At 35.4% G+C, this 17,998-nt stretch carries 18 protein-coding genes; 17 read left to right on the top strand and 1 reads right to left on the bottom strand.

Going from position 1 to position 17,998, the window contains the following annotated elements; translation table 11 throughout:
* Positions 1–6: 6 nt before the first annotated feature.
* From ACKJXD_RS00160 to ACKJXD_RS00095, 14 genes are all read left to right on the top strand, one after another.
* Positions 7–294, top strand: coding sequence for a helix-turn-helix transcriptional regulator (locus ACKJXD_RS00160; protein WP_430875182.1), 288 nt, complete (start codon positions 7–9; stop codon positions 292–294).
* On the top strand, positions 281–814 hold the full coding sequence (locus ACKJXD_RS00155) for a BRO-N domain-containing protein (protein WP_430875181.1): 534 nt from the start codon (positions 281–283) through the stop codon (positions 812–814). The genes ACKJXD_RS00160 and ACKJXD_RS00155 overlap by 14 nt, the downstream gene beginning before the upstream one ends.
* 67 nt (positions 815–881) lie before the next feature.
* Positions 882–1,604, top strand: a complete 723-nt coding sequence (locus ACKJXD_RS00150) for a host cell division inhibitor Icd-like protein (protein WP_430875180.1) — start codon at positions 882–884, stop codon at positions 1,602–1,604.
* Between the two features lie 2 nt (positions 1,605–1,606).
* Positions 1,607–1,810, top strand: coding sequence for a hypothetical protein (locus tag ACKJXD_RS00145; protein ID WP_430875179.1), 204 nt, complete (start codon positions 1,607–1,609; stop codon positions 1,808–1,810).
* Positions 1,807–2,388, top strand: coding sequence for a hypothetical protein (locus ACKJXD_RS00140; protein WP_430875178.1), 582 nt, complete (start codon positions 1,807–1,809; stop codon positions 2,386–2,388). Before ACKJXD_RS00145 ends, ACKJXD_RS00140 begins: the two co-directional genes overlap by 4 nt.
* A 14-nt stretch (positions 2,389–2,402) precedes the next feature.
* Complete coding sequence (locus ACKJXD_RS00135; protein ID WP_430875177.1) at positions 2,403–4,796, top strand: phage/plasmid primase, P4 family; 2,394 nt, start codon at positions 2,403–2,405, stop codon at positions 4,794–4,796.
* Positions 4,797–4,809: 13 nt separating this feature from the next.
* Positions 4,810–5,073: a hypothetical protein gene (locus ACKJXD_RS00130; RefSeq protein WP_430875176.1), complete on the top strand. Its 264-nt coding sequence runs from the start codon at positions 4,810–4,812 to the stop codon at positions 5,071–5,073.
* 225 nt (positions 5,074–5,298) lie between these two features.
* Positions 5,299–6,456: a phage major capsid protein gene (locus ACKJXD_RS00125; protein WP_430875175.1), complete on the top strand. Its 1,158-nt coding sequence runs from the start codon at positions 5,299–5,301 to the stop codon at positions 6,454–6,456.
* Positions 6,457–6,488: 32 nt separating this feature from the next.
* Complete coding sequence (locus tag ACKJXD_RS00120; protein WP_430875174.1) at positions 6,489–7,043, top strand: HK97 family phage prohead protease; 555 nt, start codon at positions 6,489–6,491, stop codon at positions 7,041–7,043.
* A 2-nt stretch (positions 7,044–7,045) separates the two neighbouring features.
* On the top strand, positions 7,046–8,248 hold the full coding sequence (locus ACKJXD_RS00115) for a phage portal protein (protein WP_430875173.1): 1,203 nt from the start codon (positions 7,046–7,048) through the stop codon (positions 8,246–8,248).
* Positions 8,241–8,534, top strand: a complete 294-nt coding sequence (locus tag ACKJXD_RS00110) for a head-tail connector protein (RefSeq protein WP_430875172.1) — start codon at positions 8,241–8,243, stop codon at positions 8,532–8,534. The genes ACKJXD_RS00115 and ACKJXD_RS00110 overlap by 8 nt, the downstream gene beginning before the upstream one ends.
* 7 nt (positions 8,535–8,541) lie before the next feature.
* Entirely contained in the window at positions 8,542–8,910 is a 369-nt protein-coding gene (locus ACKJXD_RS00105; protein ID WP_430875171.1) for an HNH endonuclease signature motif containing protein, read from the top strand.
* Between the two features lie 142 nt (positions 8,911–9,052).
* On the top strand, positions 9,053–9,397 hold the full coding sequence (locus ACKJXD_RS00100; protein WP_430875170.1) for a phage terminase small subunit P27 family: 345 nt from the start codon (positions 9,053–9,055) through the stop codon (positions 9,395–9,397).
* On the top strand, positions 9,381–11,048 hold the full coding sequence (locus ACKJXD_RS00095) for a terminase large subunit (protein ID WP_430875169.1): 1,668 nt from the start codon (positions 9,381–9,383) through the stop codon (positions 11,046–11,048). Before ACKJXD_RS00100 ends, ACKJXD_RS00095 begins: the two co-directional genes overlap by 17 nt.
* On the opposite strand, the gene ACKJXD_RS00090 is transcribed toward ACKJXD_RS00095, so the two are convergent.
* The gene (locus ACKJXD_RS00090) at positions 11,049–11,567 is read right to left on the bottom strand and encodes a hypothetical protein (protein ID WP_267380348.1); all 519 of its coding nucleotides are present in this window, start codon (positions 11,565–11,567) and stop codon (positions 11,049–11,051) included.
* A gap of 536 nt (positions 11,568–12,103) precedes the next feature.
* On the opposite strand from ACKJXD_RS00090, the gene ACKJXD_RS00085 reads away from it, so the two are divergent.
* The 3 genes from ACKJXD_RS00085 to ACKJXD_RS00075 all read left to right on the top strand — a co-directional run bounded on the left by ACKJXD_RS00085 (position 12,104) and on the right by ACKJXD_RS00075 (position 17,968).
* Positions 12,104–12,436 (top strand): DMT family transporter, encoded by a 333-nt coding sequence (locus tag ACKJXD_RS00085; RefSeq protein WP_220215206.1) that lies wholly within the window; start codon positions 12,104–12,106, stop codon positions 12,434–12,436.
* A gap of 281 nt (positions 12,437–12,717) precedes the next feature.
* The gene (locus ACKJXD_RS00080; RefSeq protein WP_430875168.1) at positions 12,718–13,437 is read left to right on the top strand and encodes an epoxyqueuosine reductase QueH; all 720 of its coding nucleotides are present in this window, start codon (positions 12,718–12,720) and stop codon (positions 13,435–13,437) included.
* Positions 13,438–13,693: 256 nt separating this feature from the next.
* Positions 13,694–17,968 (top strand): acyl-CoA dehydratase activase-related protein, encoded by a 4,275-nt coding sequence (locus ACKJXD_RS00075; protein ID WP_430875167.1) that lies wholly within the window; start codon positions 13,694–13,696, stop codon positions 17,966–17,968.
* The last annotated feature ends 30 nt before the right edge of the window (positions 17,969–17,998 follow it).

The raw sequence follows: 17,998 nt of genomic DNA, 5'->3' as shown, positions 1-17,998 counted from the left end.
CTTTCAATGACTTATTCAATCACTCTAGAACAACACAAAGCAATCAGAGATAAATACGGCATCCAATATGATCGCCTGGTTCGTGAAAATGAAAGATACAAAATTACTAGTATTGCCCGATCTACAGCTTGGCAACTTGAGAAAGAGGGTAAATATCCATTAAGAAAATCGTTAGGCGCTAATTCTTGCGGTTGGTCATTAGTGGAATTACTTCACTGGATAGATAATCCACCACCAGTAGAAAAGATAAATCAACCGACTAAACGACGAGGATTTGCCAATGGAAGCTATTAAGATGATTGTTAAACAAGATGAATTAAGCGTAATTAAATTTGATGGCATTGAAGTAAGAATCATTACTCATTTAGGCGAACCTTGGTTTATTGCTGTTGATGTATGTAATGCGTTAGAAATCAAAAATGTTACCAATGCAATAAAGTCATTAAATGAAAATGAAAAAGCCCTTTATTCAATAAAGGGCATAACTAGAGGGAATGAATTTGTTAATGCAATTTCAGAATCAGGATTTTACAAGTTGATTGCTAGAAGTAGAAAAGCAATTCAACAAGGAACATTTGCTTATCGATTTAGTAACTGGGTATTTGGTGAAGTTATTCCAACAATTCGTAAAACTGGGGATTATGGTGTGCCTTGGGCTTTCTTGAATGATCATGCAAAACGTGAAAAAGAATATCGCATTGAATCAAGCAGAAGAGGACGTAATTTAGAAGCTTGTAAAAAATGGAAAGCTAATTTAATCGCAGAGGAAAGGGCATTATGGGCAAAATACCAACCCGAATTGGTTTTGATATAAATAAAAAAGGCAATTTGTCACAGTTGCCTCTATTCAATCACTCAAATCATTTAATAAGGAATTTTCAATGACAGTAAAACTAACCAGATGCATTGAAATTGTGCCAAAGCGTCACGCATTTAAAGCACGTTTTTATAATAGCGTAGAGTTAATAAATTTGGTAGATTTCGGAAGCGTTCGAGGGAATTTTAGCTATTCTTTATTTTTACATAGTAAGTCATTTGTTGCACAAGGTGCATTAAATTTATCATATGCTAAATATCCCGCAATGGCGATTACTATAATAATAAATATTACTTTTTTCATAAATTATTTCCCTAATCTCATTTTACAAGCAGTTTTGACCCAGCCTGAAAAAGATTCACCATTTTTCTTGGCTTGTCGGTTAATTTGTTCAAGTAAATCATCTTCAAAACGAATATGCTTCATTGTACTGTTTGAGCGGTCGAAATCTTTTTTTTCTTTTTTATCTTGCATTGGTAGTTACCATTATATAAGTAATTATCTTATAAAAGCAATCCCTAGAAGTGCGGGAACACTATCGAGGGATCTAACCCAACCATTAAATGAGGTAATGATTATGGCTAACCGCTATGATAACGCACACCTATGTGCAAGACAATCCAAACTATACAAATTCTATGACCTATCAACGGCTCAAGTGGTCCAAACAACGGCAACAACCGAAAGCCAAGCACGCAAGAGCCTAGGCAAATCATCCCTTATCTTTATTGCCAGAATTCGCTTATATCCAGTTATTGAAGACATTAGAAGCTTTGGAGGGATCTAGCTATGAATAGTATTGATTTTTTAAACATAAGAATAGCTCAAGCTAAGTCCCTATTAGAAATGTTGTCCCGTATGGTTGATGGAAAGGGGATTGAATCCCAAGATGTGGAACACCTTAGTAACTCTTTGAGTGCAACAGGAGATTTTTTACAGGAAACAGCAGAAGGATTCATGAATAGGCACATCTTGGAGGAAAACGACAAATGAAAATACCTTCTAGTGTTAACAAATTAAATCAAAACAGATCAGTAGGAATATATTTTATGAAGTACGATAATCAAAAGCAAGCGGGGCATATGCATGCTATCCCCCTAGCTTATAGGAACGATAAGATGAAACAAAAACTCCTTTTTATTGAACAAAAAGAATTAGATAATTTCCAAGTTTCGGTTATCGACGGTATTAAAGATGCTTTTAATCATCAGCCAACAAAAAAGATACTTTCGATATTGCGTAGTTTTGTTGCATGGGGGGTTATTAACCATTGCAATAAACAATTTAAAGGTAATTGTTATCCACACGGCAATACAACTATAAACTTCGATCTAAAATTTGTGAAAACTGTTCTCAAAAAAAGAATAGAAAGTCAATTTTTGAAAGTATATGGAAAAAAAGCAAATGATTTTACTATCTTCTTTTACTATCAAATGTTTTCTAAAGACACGATTCAAAATCGACGGGATATCACTTTATACCCTCATTGTGCAATATTCTTATCTGAAATGTTTAATCATGTTTTGGTAAGCCATAATCACATTGTATTTCATAAATATATTACGCATTAAGGACATTTAACACGATGAATATTGAACAGATCGTAAAAACAGCAAAAGGGAAATGGCCGCTTATTTTTGAAGGTCTAGGGATTAATGTTGGTACAGGTAAGCATATGCCTTGCCCTGTATGTGGTGGTAAAGATAGATTCAGGTTCGATAATTTAGAAGAGCGAGGCACGTGGATATGTAACGTATGTGGTGCTGGTGATGGATTAGAATTAGTTAAAAATAGTTATGATTGTTCTAAAATGGAAGCCGCTAGCAAAGTATCTGGGTACCTAATGCTTACGAATTTAACTAGTCATGAAACAAAAGATACCAAAAGAAAAGACTACAAGCAAGAAAGCGGTTCCGTATGCAAAAAAGTTGAGTATTTACTCTCACAAGCAACATTGGGGCAATCGGATTATCTGACCAATAAAGGGTTGTCATTTAATCTTCCTTTAATAAACGGTGATAAGATTATAGTTCCGTTAATTAATATCAACGCTGAATATACAGGTGCACATTTTGTTGAATTAGACGGAAAAAAACTATTAATGAAAGGTACACGTAAAAAAGGGGCATTTGTTGCGATATGTACAACATTACTTACGCCTAAAGAGGTGTGCTCAAAATTGAGCGTTTCAGATAAAATTATTATTTGCGAAGGCTTGGCTACTGGCATTACTTTGTTACAGATTAAACCTGACTTGCTAATTATCTCAGCCATTGACGCAGGTAATCTTATCCATGTGGCTAAGTCTATTTGTGAACTGAATCCAACCGCTAAAATTATTATTGCTGGTGATAACGATATTGGTAATGATAAAAATACAGGTAAAGAAAAAGCAATAGAAGCAGCACAAGCCGTAAATGGCTTTTATTCGATACCCGATACATATTATAAATGTGATTGGGATGATTACAGGCAACAATTTGGACTTGAAAAAGCCAAGCAGGATTTTAACAAGAATATTAAAAAATCAATTAAAGAGAGTAAGGAGCGTTTTACCGAAGTTAAACAAAAAGCTGTTCCTGACTTATCACAAATGCAAGCTAGCCAGAAAGCTGATGTACTGATAGAGCATTATGATAATAATCTCGCCTTGGATATGCTTACAAATGAAGTCTATCTATATAAGGATAATGTTTGGCAAATGATTTCTGAAATGGATCTAAAACGTGAATTAGTTCAATTGTTCAGACAATCAAATGCTTACTATTCTGAAAAAGGCATTAAATCGACCATTGACACCATGAAATTACAAATACCGTTGAAAGGAGAGCAAGCCAGAAATTTAATAGGATTTAGAAATGGTATTTTTGATTTAAATGATCGTGCATTTAAACCCCATGCCAAAAGCCATTGGTTACAGTCAATTAATAGTGTTGATTATGTTGATAGTGTAACTAATGAAAACTTGGAACTTCATGCACCTAATTTTTATCAATGGCTATCTCGTTCAGCTAAAAAAGATAAGATTAAAATGGATGCGATAAAGGCAGCATTATACATGATTTTAGCCAATCGTTATGACTGGCAATTATTCTTAGAGGTTACTGGCGCAGGCGGTAGCGGTAAAAGTGTTTTTGCTGAGATTGCTACCATGCTAGCAGGCAAGAATAATACGGTATCGGCAAATATGGACGCATTAGAAAAACCAAGAGAAAGGTCAATTATTGTTGGGCAATCATTAATCATTTTACCCGACCAAGCCAAATATATCGGTGAGGGTAACGGTATCAAGGCGATTACTGGCGGTGATGATGTGGCAATAGATGAAAAATACAAGAAACCTTATTCAACTAAGATACAGGCTGTTGTATTAGCGATTAATAACAACCCTATGACATTTAGTAATGATGATGGCGGTATCTCACGGCGTAGGGTTATTTTTCACTTTGGCGAGCCTGTCCCTGCTAATGAAAGAGATCCTAATCTTAAAGATAAAATTAGTGCAGAGTTATCCGTTATTATTCGACACCTCTTTAACTATTTTGAGGATGATAGCAAGGCTAAATCATTACTGATTAAGCAACAAAAATCATCAGAAGCTATCGAAGTTAAAAGATTGACTAATCCATTAATTGATTTTTGTAGTTATCTCTTTGCAACCGATAAACCTGATGGAATGATGATAGGTAAATACTCAACGCCAGTACAGTTTAAGCGATTTTTATATCATGCTTATATTACTTTCATCGAAAATAATAACTTAAAAAATCCGTTATCACTTCGTAACTTTGTTAATGCGCTACCTTCAGCAATGAAAGAGTATGATGTAGAAGTCATTATACGAGCTAGACAAAGTGAAGGGCGCAGAACTAACTTACATCTTGATTATGATAAATGTAATGACTGGTTTCCTGATGCTGCTTTAGATGTTGATAACGAACTTCATAACAGATTTACCCATAAATACAACAAACAATAAATAGGAGGCAATTATGCCAATTACACAACAAGACATTAAAGACCATAACGACTATTACGATATTACAAAATTTGTAGGAGATATGACAAACTCAGAATACAAAGAATTTCTAAATAAAGAAGCTTTTTTTTATGCAGATGCTCATGGCTTTGTTCGACATGTTTTTTCGGATGAGCCAGTGGCAACAAATAAAGATCAGCTTGATTTATTGATTGAGCATTTAAAAAGCTATAGGGCTGCACTGGATGAAGCTCATCCAAAATATCATAAATGTTAAATAGTTTTGTTCTGATGCTTTCAGGTGAATTTTACCTAACCAATTGAATTAACAATAGTATTTTGTTTTGTTAGACTGCTTTTTGGGTTAATAGAAAAACCAATAATTAGCGCAGATATGGCAGTCTAAAACCAAAGCGCAGCACCTTTTATAGTTTAATCGCTATCACCTTTCAAAGCCTTTCATATCTCGCTGTAAATAACAAAAATACAGGTAAATAAAGATATGAAAAAACTTATTGAATTACGTCAATTAAAAGCAACCAAAGTAGCTGAAATGCGATCAATGCTTGATAAAGCCGAGCAAGAAAATCGCAGTATGACCCCAGAAGAAAAAACACAATTCGACACCATTAAGGCAAAAGTAGAAGAGTTAAACACCGAAATTACAAACTATGAAACCTTAGCCAACGAAGAGCGTAGCCTTGCGGATAAAGCTAAACCAATTGATAAAAAACTCACTAACGAAGAATTACGCAACTATATCCGTACTGGTGAGGCTAGTTCGCTTTCTACTGGCGTTCCTGCTGATGGTGGTTATACGGTTATTCCTGAGTTAGATAAGGAAATCATGCGCCAGTTATCGGATGAATCCGAAATGCGTGCTATCTGTACCGTCAAAAAAATTGACTCAAATGAGTATAAAAAACTGGTATCGGTAGGTGGTGCAGTAGTTAATCATGGCGAAGAGGGAACAGCTCGAACAGAGACAGCTACCCCTAAACTTGAAGAAGTATCAATCAAATTAAACCCAATTTATGCTTATCCTAAAACGACTCAAGAAATCTTAGACTTTAGCGATCTAGATGTTTTAAGTTGGTTAACTGATGAAATCAAGGATACTTTTGTCGAAACTGAGGAATTAGACCTTATCAGTGGTAACGGCACGAAAAAAGCTAAAGGTTTCCTTGCTTATCCGCAAGTAGTAAAAGCAGATAAAGATCGTCCATTCGGTACACTTGAAAAAATGACAATTACCGCAATCACGGCCGATAGTTTGATTGATTTACTTTTCAAACTTAAAAAGAAATACCGTAAAAATGCTGTATGGGTAATGAACTCAAATACTGCAGCAACATTGCAAAAACTTAAAAATGGTAATGGTGATTATATTTGGCGTGACGGATTAAAAGCGGGCGATCCTGACATGCTTTTAGGTAAACCTGTTCATTATTTGGAAAATATGAATGATACAGGCGCAGTCGTTGCAGTAGGTGATTTTAAAAGAGGTTACTACATTGTAGACCACGAAACAGGTGTAAGAACTCGTCCAGATAATATTACAGAACCAGGATTTTATAAAGTTCACACTGATAAGTATTTAGGCGGTGGTTTGGTTGATTCTAATGCTATCAAAATCTTAGAACTATCAGCAAATAAATAATAACAGGGGCTATATGCCCCTTTGAGGTTGATATGGATAAGAAACAATATGAAATAAGAAGCATTGAGATATCACGAGATGATACTAAGCTTGTGGGTTATGTGGTTAAGTGGAATAGCCGATCACAGCTAATATGGGGTGAATTTTATGAGCAATTTTCGCCAAAAGCCTTTAGCCAATCATTAAGCACAAATCCTGATATCAGAGCTTTATTTGAACATGACCACAAAGCGCTATTAGGTCGGACAACATCTAACACATTAATTCTTAATGAGGATGATATCGGGCTAAGATTTGAGCTTACCCCTCCCGACACACAATTAGGACGTGATTTACTCGTTAGTGTTGATCGTGGTGATATTCGCGGTATGTCGTTTGGTTTTATGGCCACAACTGAATCATGGGATTTTAATCAAGAGCCTTGTATCAGAACTGTAAATACTGCTGAACTATTCGAAGTAACCGTCACAAGTATGCCAGCTTACCAAGAAAGTGATATCCAAATCGCTAAACGCTCAATGCTTGAAGCTAAAGCTAAATTACAGCCAGATTTAAGCAAAGCATGGCTTGAACTTATGGAGTTATAAGCATGAGATTATTTAGCCGGAAGAATAAAGAAGAGCGAAGTATGACTTTAGACGAGTTAATCTCTTATCTTGGCTTGCCTAATACCAATTCGGGAGAATATGTCTCACCCAGTTCTGCTGAGGCATTACCCGCTGTGATGAATGCGGTCACAGTAATTAGTGAAGCGGTTGCTTCTATGCCGTGTTATCTCTATAAGCTTAATAAAAAGGGCGAACGTGAACGAGTATCAAATCATCCGGTTGAGTATTTGCTTAATGAGATGCCAAATACTAAGCAAACACCGTATCAATTTAAGCGGACTATGATGCGACATTGTTTATTAGGGGGTAATGCTTATGCGGTTATTCATTGGGGTAAAGACGGACGACCTAATGGACTTGAAAGCTTTCCACCTTATGCAGTTACCCCAAAACGATTAGGTAATGGACGTTATGCTTACTCGATTGTTGATGAGGACGGCAATGTCACAAATTACTTACAAGATGAAGTATTACATTTACGTTATGCAAGTGATGACGGTTTTATCGGGCGTTCACCTGTGACAATATGCCGTGAAGCTATAGGATTAGGGCTTGCGCAACAACGACATGGATCATCTGTCATGAAAAATGGCTTAATGGCAAGTGGTTATGTTTCAATGGCTGAATGGATGGACGATGCAAAAGGCAAAAAAGCCCTAAACGCATTAGAACGCTACAAAGGTGCAAAGAACGCAGGTAAAACCCCAATTCTTGAGGGTGGCATGAAGTACGAGCAATTAGGTATGAGTAATCAAGATGCTGAGTGGTTGCAGAGCCGACGATTTACAATTGAGGATATCGCTCGAATATTTAATATTAGCCCAATGTTTATACAAGAATATTCGCATAGTTCATACAGTAACTTTTCAGAAGCCACACGCTCATTTTTAACATTAACGCTAAGACCATGGCTAACTAACTTTGAACAACAATTAAAAGATGCCTTGATGATAGATGTTAGCGAAGATAAAAGCCGATATTTAATTGAGTTTGATACATCCGATCTGATGCGCACCAGTCCGATAGATCGCTTTAACAGTTATAACATTGCGATTAAATCAGGGGTAATGAATCCCAATGAGGCAAGGTTAAAAGAGGGATTACAACCTTATGAGGGCGGTGAAGAGTTTAGTCAGGCATGGAAGCAAACCGTAGAAGTTAAAAAGGAAATCGATAATGAGTAACTTAATCACCTTGCGTGAAGTAAAAGAACATTGTCGTATTGATTATGATGATGAAGATACGCTATTACAATTATATATTGACGCTGCAATAGAAACTTGTCAAAAGCATATAGGGAAAAGATTTGATAATGGCTTGGAATTTACACCAGCGATTAAAGTAGGATGTTTACTTTATATTGGATCGTTATATGCCAATAGAGAAACGATTGCCGACTTAACAATTAAGGAAGTGCCCCATACTGTTGATATGCTTTGGAGTGTTTACCGTGATCCTGCTATCTATTAGGTGAGCAATGCCAGTACAGCCATTAAGACGTTGCTCATATCCTAACTGTCGTAATCGTGTTAAATCGGGACGCTGTAACGAGCATAGAGTAGGTAAAGAACAGGATAAGGCACGAGGAACAGCAGCACAGAGAGGTTATAACCACCGATGGCAAATATATCGAGCTGAGTATCTCAAGCATAACCCATTATGCAAGATGTGTAAGGATAAAGGATTACTAACTCCTGCTACTGTAATAGACCATATTAAACCTGTTGAGCATGGGCAAAGAGATCCTTTCTTTTGGCAAGCAAGTAATCATCAACCATTATGCCGTGATTGTCATAGCTATAAGACAAGAGTAATCGATAAACGAGGATTTGGGTCATCTTCATAATAAAGACAACTGATAGCCGTCCTCAGATATGATGAGTGGGTAGGGGGGAATGTTCAAAGAAATTCAAAAAGCTAAAAGACCACCCCCCTCCTCAAATTTTTACGCACGGTGATTTTTTAGAAAGTAGAGGAAAAATAATAAGATGAAAGTACCCAAATATTTAGATAAATTAGCTAAAGAGCAATGGAAACTAAGAGCCGAGCACCTAGCACAGCGTGATGATATTCAACCGGCCGATTGGACTAACTTAGAATTGTATTGTGTTAATTATTCAATGTATCGCAAAGCTATGGAAGACATTGCAAAGCGTGGGTTTTCAATCGTTAATTCACAAGGCACAGAAAGCCGTAATCCTGCATTAAGTGCTAAGTCAGAAGCTGAAAAAATTATGATTAAAATGGCTTCATTACTTGGATTTGACCCAGTAAGCCGTCGTAAAAATCCTGTAGAAGCCGAAGAGGAAGACGAGCTTGACCGCTTGGCATAATTACGCATTATCCGTTAAAAATGGTGATATTCCTGCATGTAAACGCTTAAAACAAGCGATTAACCGCTATTTTATTGATTTAGATAATCCTATTTATTACTTTGATAGTGAAGTTGTCAGCAAGTTGATTTCTTTTTCTAAAGTCTGCCCACATGTCAAAGGTCATCTAAGAGCTAAACCTATTGAGCTTGAGCCTTGGCAACAATTTTTATTCGCCAATCTGCTAGGATTTAAGCACGTTAAAACTGGACTTAGAAAGTATCGTAGTGCCTATGTACAAGTACCGAGAAAGAACGCTAAATCAACAACAGCGGCAATACTGGCTAACTGGTTTTTAGTTATGGAGAAAGGGCAACAAGATATCTATACTGCAGCCGTTAGCCGTGACCAAGCCCGAATCGTATTTGATGATGCTAGGCAAATGGCAATACTTAGCAAGCCAATAAAGAAAAGGGTCACCATTCAACAGCATAAAGTGATCAACCCTAAGCAAAATAGCCTATTACGACCTTTAGCATCAAAAGCAGCGACTATTGAGGGGACTAACCCTAGTTTATCCATTGTAGATGAATACCATTTACACCCCGATAACAGCGTATATTCAGCCCTTGAGCTAGGTATGGGAGCTAGACCTGAGGGCATTTTATTTGCTATCACTACCGCAGGTAGTAACACAATATCAGCGTGTAAACAGCATTATGATTATTGTTGCCAGATTTTAGAGGGTAGCGAAGTTAATGAATCGCAATTAGTGCTTATTTACGAACTGGACGACGAGAACGAGATTGATAACCCTGATTTATGGGTTAAAGCCAATCCTAATCTTGATATTTCGGTCGATAGGGTAGCCTTAGAGGACACAGTCAAGAAAGCCAGAGGAATACCCTCGCAGTGGGTCGAAATGCTCACTAAACGCTTTAATATTTGGTGTAATGGAGCCACACCTTGGGTAAATATTGGAAGTTGGGCAGAATGTAAGGTTGATTATTCGGAAGATGATTTAAAAGGCTTAGATTGTTATGCCGGATTAGATTTATCATCCACCAGTGATATTACTAGCGTCTGTTATTCATTTCCGTTTGAAACTGAGGTTAGATTATTAACCAGGCATTATATTCCTGAATTTCAGCTTAATAATGTGGCTAACAAAAATAGGGAAATGTACCGTAAATGGGTTAATCAGGGTTGGATTCGAGTAACCAAAGGCGATTGTATCGATTATGACCAAATTCGAGATGATATTTTAAAAGACAGTGAGCAGTTTAATATTAAGTTAATAGGCTTTGACGTGTGGAACGCCACGCAATTAAGAACCCAATTACAAAATATTGGCTTAGACGTTGAGCCATTTCCTCAAACTTATGCACGCTATAGCCCAACAGCAAAAACTGCCGAGGTATTTATCAGTTGTAAACGCATTAATCACAATGGCGATCCTGTTCTCTCTTGGGCGGTTGGTAATGTAGTGATGGAAACCGATGCGAATGCCAATATTAAGCCCAACAAAAAGAAAGCAGCCAACAAGATAGATCCTGCCGTTGCTTTCCTGATGTCATTTGGCACTTACTTGCTTGAGTATGGCGAAGTCGATATCAATCTAAGCGATGCACAAATACAAGCATTAAATGAGTTTAAAGGGATTGAGTTATAATTACACCCCTTTTTTTACTCGCTCCCATTCAGTTTTCAATACTTTCTGTGTATTTTTTGTTAGCTCTTCAATTTTATGTAATATTTCTTTATTAAATTCTTGAAGTATTGTTTCAGAAAGTTCTTGCTTATCTTTATTATTTAGATCGTTAATGATAGACATTATATTTTGAATACTAGTGTTTATGTTTTGACTATCTTTTTCATCAGGATTCAATAATAAAATTAAGTAGTCGCGAATAATTGCAAGCCTACTTATTTTTTCAATAATCTCATTTTTATCATTTATGTTGTATGTTGTAGTTATTTTTTTATAGATAATATCTACAGGCATTTTTGTTGATATGCTTGTAAACTCCGATACTTGTTTTCTTAAGTCATTAATCCATTCTTGTCTATTTTTCGATAAAACTTCAATACCTATTCTTTTTCTACCTGCCCACCAGCCGCCAAAAGCTGCACATAGTAGAGTTGCAAAAGGAACAAACCAGTCTTTATTTTCAATTAACCATTCTTCCATAATAAAAATACCTTAATTTATGCTCAGCTATATAAAATGAAATAATATAATATCATGTTATTAACAACATACAACACTATAACAACACCACCTTAATGCGTTGAATATTAATAATAAATTTTGTTAGTGTTGTTAGTGTCATAAAATCACAAAAAAGAAGTTTTCTTTTAACTTTTTACTTTATTGCTAATGGATGATATATTACATGCCGGTGATAAGTTGAGTGGGTCATCAATATTTAATGTTATACATTATGTTATATGTTTAACATATTGTTTTTATAATATCATTATATATCAATGTGTTATTATTATAATTCGATTTCCTCACAACCCACCATTTTAATATTCCTTTTTCATAATTTTCTAGCTTTGATAGCTTTCAAATTTACCTGTTTGTTCAAATTAGCATGATGAAATGAAACCATAATTAAGCTTTAATATTATTGATTAAGGTATGATAGGTTAAAAAACATCAAAACGTTAAGGTTAAACTTAACCAATAAATTTGTTTTTCAAATGACTATAGGTATTATTATGAATGCATATCTTTATCTTTTTTTCGCTATTATTTGTGAAGTTATCGCTACATCTTCATTAAAATTATCGAATGGGTTTACCCATCTTATTTATTCTATTATTACAATTGTTGGTTATAGCGCATCATTTTATATTCTTTCCTTAGCATTAAAAACCATTCCCGTAGGTATTGCTTATGCGATTTGGTCAGGAATTGGTATTGTGCTTATTAGTTTGATTGCTTGGATCTTTCTGAAACAAACTTTGGACTTAGCGGCTGTAATCGGTATGGGATTTATCATGTTTGGGGTAATTATTATAAACTTATTTTCTAAAGTGTCAGGGCACTAATATTATTGATATCGATTTTGAGATGAATAATTAATCAGTATAACAGTTTGTTTTAATAAGTTAATCAATGAACAAGGTTAGATGATTGAATAAACTTCAGGTTTAATGACTATTGAGTAAAAGCACGCTATTGACGTCATAATTAGATTATCAAAAAGTTTTAGTTATTACCTTTATTTCAGTATAAAAAATTACATGCTAAGCTTGAATGGTTGCGTTTATCGCTATATCATAGCGCAGCTTAAAAAGACTTTAATCATCAAAATTATAAACGAGTCATCATGTTAATTAATGCTAAAAATATACTGGAAAAATTAAATCCTCATAACAAAATCAATTACGATTCTGTTTTACAAGAAGTCATTGCGGATTGGCAGCACGAAGCAGTTCGCCCTAAATTATTGATTCATAGTTGCTGTGCACCATGTAGTACCTATGTTTTAGAGTATTTAGCGCAGTATGCTGATATTACTATCTATTTTGCCAATTCGAATATTCATCCAAGAGTTGAATATGAACACCGTAGTCTGGTTCAACAAAAATTCATCAACGATTTTAACCTGAAAACAGGGCATAATGTCCAGTTTTTAGAAGCACCTTACCAACCAGCAGCGTTTGTTAAACAAGTTGGGCATTTGCGTGATGAACCCGAAGGAGGAGAGCGTTGTCATCTCTGCTATAAAATGCGGTTAGATTTGGCAGCGATTAAAGCGCAAGAATTGGGATTTGATTATTTTGCGAGTGCATTGACGTTAAGTCCTAAAAAAAATAGCCAGAAAATCAATCAACTGGGTTTTGAAATACAAGAAATTTTTTCGGTGAATTATCTCCCTTCCGATTTTAAAAAAAATAATGGTTATAAACGTTCTATCGAGCTTTGCAAAGAATATGATGTCTATCGACAATGTTATTGTGGTTGTATTTTTGCTGCTAAAGCGCAAGGCGTCGATTTAAAAAATGTTATTGCGATCGCTAAGCAGGGATTAGAAAAAATGAGTTAATACATATTATTATCCTCATAAAAGATGCAAAAAAATAGTTAGTTCACCCTATTAAAAATGGTTTTAGCTAACTATTTTCTCTGATAGAAATTAATTTAATAGGATTTTAAAAACGCAACTTTAAAACAAGATATTTTTTAACCAAATTGATTAAAAAAAAGTAAGATTCGGCTATAATTATTACACATAAAAAATAAAGCGATATTGATTATATCGATTAAAAAGTAATGGATGCTTTGGGGATTATGTGCTGCTTATGTCAAAATTATTTAAATTTGGTTTAGATGTGGGTTCCACAACAGCGAAATGTGTTGTACTTGATGAGTTTGACAATTTTGTTTATACCAATTACGTTCGTCATAATACACATATTGTGGCGACAGTCCTCAATTTACTTAATGAAATTAAACAAAAGTTTGGTAATGATATTTGTCTATCCGTCAAGGTAACGGGTTCGGCTGGTATGGGAATATCTGAAAAAGCCGATATTCCTTTTATCCAAGAAGTGGTGGCGGCATCTGAAGTTGTGCAGCGCAACTATCCCGAAGTCAGAACCTTAATTGATATTGGCGGTGAAGATAGTAAGATGATTTTCTTCTTTCCCGATCGCCCGCCCGATATTCGAATGAACGGAAGCTGTGCAGGTGGGACAGGGGCATTTATCGATCAAATGGCAACCTTATTAAACACGCCTGTTCAACAATTTGATCAACTCGCTCAACATCATGACAAAATCTTTCCTATTGCTTCTCGTTGTGGCGTTTTTGCCAAAACCGACGTCCAAAATCTTATTAGTCGTAACGTCTCAAAAGAAAATATCGCCTATTCTGTTTTACATGCCGTTTGTATTCAACTTGTTAATACCTTAGCTCGTGGTTATGATATCGTTCCTAAAGTGATGTTAATTGGTGGACCATTTTCCTTTATTCCAACCTTAGGTAAAGCAGCGCTTAATACGTTGAAATTAGGTGAAGATCAGCTAGTTGAAACGCCTTATCCAACATTGTTGTCTGCTTGGGGGGCGGCAATTCATCCGATTGAACGTGCTGAACTTTCAATTAATAGTTTTATCGAGAAATTAAATGCTTCAACAAAAATTGCAGTGAATCAATCTTTTCGATTATCTCCTCTTTTTAATGAAGCCTTATCATTTGATGACTGGAAAAAAAGACGGAAATATATCGATATTCCTCGATTAAATATCGCAGATTATAAAAAGCAAAATGCTTTTTTGGGCATAGATAGTGGTTCAACGACAACCAAAATTACGTTAATTAGTGAAGATGATGAACTACTGTTTACTTATTATGCCCCCAATAACGGTCATTCAATAAGTGCACTGATTAAAGGATTATCTCAATTAAAAAAAGAAATTGAGACATCCAATAAAGATATTGTGATTTTGCGTACGGGTGTCACCGGTTATGGCGAAGAGTTATTAAAAGCCGCATTTGGTATTGATGATGGTTTAGTTGAAACGATGGCGCATTTTGCCGCAGCAAAGCATATTGATCCAGATGTCAGTTTTATCATGGATATCGGTGGTCAAGATATGAAAGCCATTTTTATTGCCAATGGTGTGGTTAATCATATCGAACTTAATGAAGCTTGTTCATCAGGGTGTGGTTCCTTCATTGAAACTTTTGCTAAATCATTAAACTCAAATACCATTGATTTTGCCGATGCGGCCTGTCAATCAACTCATCCCTGTGATTTAGGTACACGCTGTACTGTTTTTATGAACTCTAAAGTTAAACAAGCCCTACGCGAAAATGCCACCATGGGGGATATTTCGGCTGGACTTGCGTTTTCAGTGATTAAAAATGCAATTCATAAAGTGCTTAAACTGCACGATATGCGTAAATTAGGTAATAATATCGTCGTGCAAGGTGGAACTTTTAAGAATCCTGCTGTTTTTCGAGCCTTAGAACAATTAACCGGTGCGCAAATCACCAGCTCAAATATCCCTGAATTAATGGGCGCCTATGGCTCTGCTTTAGTGGCAAAAAATCATTTTGTTGAAAATAATACACCTTCACAATTTATTGGGCTGGATAACTTAGCAAAAGCTGAAGATAACAAAGCGAAACCTTCTCGTTGTAAGGGGTGCGAAAATAATTGTGATATTATGATCTACCGTTTTGCCAATGGGCAAAAATATTATTCCGGTAATAAATGTGAACGTTTCTTAAGTAATAATCAATATAAAGATAATCATGCCTTTAACATGTTTGATTATAAAAACGCGCTCTTGTTTGATCGAATCACTGTCGAAAATCCTCAAGCAAAAATTAATATAGGCATACCTCGTGTTCTTGGACAATATGAAAATTTTCCTTTTTGGCATACGTTATTGACTCAAAGTGGTATCAACGTAATACTTTCACCTTATTCGACCCATAAAATTTATGAACAAGGAGCAGGTACAGTGATGTCTGATAGTATCTGTTTTCCTGCTAAATTAGTACATGGGCATATTATGGAATTAGTTGGTCAAAAAGTGGATCGTATTTTTATGCCTATGGTCGTATTTGAATCATCCCAGTTTGATAATGCAGTAAATAGTTATAATTGTCCTATTGTGAGTAGTTATGCAGAAGTCATACATAGTGCTATCAATCCAGAATTAAAATATGGTATTCCGATTGATTATCCTGTGATGAATTTCACGGATGTGAAGTTACTCAAAAAAAGTTGTGTTCAATATTTACGGTCATTAGGTATAGCGAAAAAAGTCATTGATAACGCCTTTTCGGCAGCATTAATGGCTCAGTTCCAGTTTAAACAAAATCTTTACAACAAAGCGATTGAAGTATTAGATAATGCCAAACAAACAGGGCGATATGTATTTATTTTAGCAGGACGGCCTTATCATAGTGATAGTTTAATAAACCATAAAACACCTGAAATCTTAAATGCGCTTGGTTGTGATGTGATTACTGAAGATTCTGTATTAGGTGGCATTAGCCAGTTATCGCCAGAACTTCAAATTTGTTCACAATGGAGCTACCCGAATCGTTTATATGCTGCCGCTTCATTCGTTGCAGAGCAACCCAATAATATCCAATTTGTTCAACTTAATTCATTTGGTTGCGGGCCTGATGCTCTTGTTACCGATGAGTGTAAAGCAATTTTAGAATCAAAAGGTAAAACCGGTACGATAATTCGTATTGACGAAATTACTGCAACGGGTTCTGTCAGATTACGTTTACGATCCATTATTGAATCAATACGAATGAATCATCAGCAACCGCTAAAAACAGTTGAACGTAAAAAAACGGCTATTTTTAGCAAGCAAGATAAGCAGCGTCGAACCATTTTAGCGCCGTTTATCTCCGATTTTTATTCTCCGCTCTTAACGCCAATTTTTGCGTTATCGGGTTATAAACTGGAAACATTACCTAAACCAGATAAGCGTTCAGTCGAATGGGGATTAAAATACTGCAATAACGAAATCTGTTATCCAGCAACAATTATTGTTGGGGATATTATTAAAGCATTGCGTTCAGGTAAATATGACCGTAATGATGTGGCAATAGGGATAACTCAAACGGGTGGACAATGTCGAGCGAGTAGTTATTTATCGTTGATCAAAAAAGCGATGATCAGTAATGGTTTTGAAGATATTCCCATAATTTCACTTAGTACTGGAAATATTCATGAAATAGAACAACCTGGCTTTAAGCTAAATTGGTTTAAAACATTACCGATAACTTTTTTTGCGATGCTTTTTGCTGATTCACTATCAAAAATGTATTACGCCATTGCGCCAAGAGCGAAAGTTAAACAACAAGCTGATCAGCTTAAAGCGCTTTATATGCATAAATTGCAACAACTTATTCAACAAAAGCAAGGTAGAAAGGCCATCTTCGAACTATTAACGCAAGCCGTTCTACACTTTAATCAAATTGAAACACACCATAAAGATTGTCCACAAATCGGTATAGTGGGCGAAATTTACGTTAAATATAATAGTTTTGGTAATCAACACAGTGTTGAATGGTTAGTCGAGCAGGGTATTGAACCGGTTATTCCACCAATGATTGAGTTTTTTGCGCAATGTTTTGTTAATTATGATAGTAATGTCAATAATTATCTCTCATCAAAGAGTTATATCTCTTATCTAATGTCCTTTTTTGAAAAGATTGCACATCGATATATTGATAAAACAAATAAAATTTTGTCCCAATTTAAGTATTATCAACCTTTCCATAATATACGCGATATGTCTAAAAAGGCTGAAGAAATCTTAAATCTGGCGAATCAATATGGTGAAGGTTGGTTGATTCCTGCTGGCATCATGACATTTGCTGAACAGGGAATTAACAATGTTATTAGCCTGCAACCGTTTGGATGTATTGCAAATCATGTTGTATCTAAAGGTGTTGAAAAACGAATGCGAGATCTTAATCCAAAACTTAACTTACTCTATTTAGACTTTGATGATGGTGCAGGTGAAGTAAATGTGCTTAATCGTTTGCATTTTATGGTAAGTTCATTAAAGTATACCCAGTTACAACGGATTGTTTAAATGTTAAAGTACATGACGATTCAGTGTAAG

Origin of the sequence: Gilliamella sp. G0441 (assembly GCF_050589305.1) — a bacterium.
Taxonomy (GTDB): domain Bacteria; phylum Pseudomonadota; class Gammaproteobacteria; order Enterobacterales; family Orbaceae; genus Gilliamella.
Note: the sequence above shows the minus strand (reverse complement) of the source record. Positions and strands in the feature narration are given on the sequence as shown.